Origin of the sequence: Streptomyces sp. URMC 123 (assembly GCF_051386515.1) — a bacterium.
Taxonomy (GTDB): Bacteria; Actinomycetota; Actinomycetes; order Streptomycetales; family Streptomycetaceae; genus Streptomyces.
The window spans coordinates 1-692 of the sequence record NZ_JBPQTV010000676.1 but is presented as its reverse complement, the minus strand read 5'-3'; the positions used below and the strand labels follow the sequence as shown (position 1 = coordinate 692).

Sequence of the window (692 nt, the reverse complement as noted above, 5' to 3'; positions counted from 1 at the left end):
CGCCGCGCCGAAGCAGATCAGCGGCAGCGCGGTGATCGCCCCCGTGCCCATGAGCAGCAGCGCGTGGCCCGCGCCCGCCGAGGCGAACGTGCTGCGGCCCTGGGCGCCGACCACCGCCAGGAAGGCGAGCGCCGGCAGGAACTGGACGGCCGTCTCGGCGGCCAGCGATTCGATGCCGTCCAGCCCCACCCGCTTCTTGATCAGCCCATAGGTCGCGAAGGAGAACGCCAGGGCCAGCGCGATCCACGGCACCCGCCCGTAGCCGACGGCCAGGACCAGCACGGCGGCGACGCCGGTGCCCACCGCCACCCACTGCGCGGGCCGCAGCCGCTCGCGCAGCAGCAGCACGCCGAAGGCGATGCTGACCAGCGGGTTGATGAAGTAGCCGAGGGCGGCCTCGACGACGTGCCCGGAGTTGACCCCCCAGATGTACAGGCCCCAGTTGGCCGAGATGATCGTCGCCGCCAGGGCGATCAGAGCGAGCCGCCGGGGCTGCCGCAGCAGCGGGCGTATCCACGACCAGCGGCGCAGCACTATCAGCACCACGGCGACGGCCACCAGCGACCAGGCCATGCGGTGGGCGAGGATCTCGGCGGCGCCGGCGGGCTCCAGCAGGGGCCAGTAGAGCGGGAACAGGCCCCACAGGCCGTAGGCCGTGAAGCCGTGGAGCAGACCGGCGCGGTGCTCCGTGC

General features: G+C 73.4%; 1 protein-coding gene. It reads right to left on the bottom strand.

The annotated features are described in order from the left end of the window. A partial coding sequence (gene rarD / locus ACSNOD_RS31585) for an EamA family transporter RarD (RefSeq protein ID WP_436770502.1) occupies positions 1-692 on the bottom strand: 692 nt, incomplete at both ends.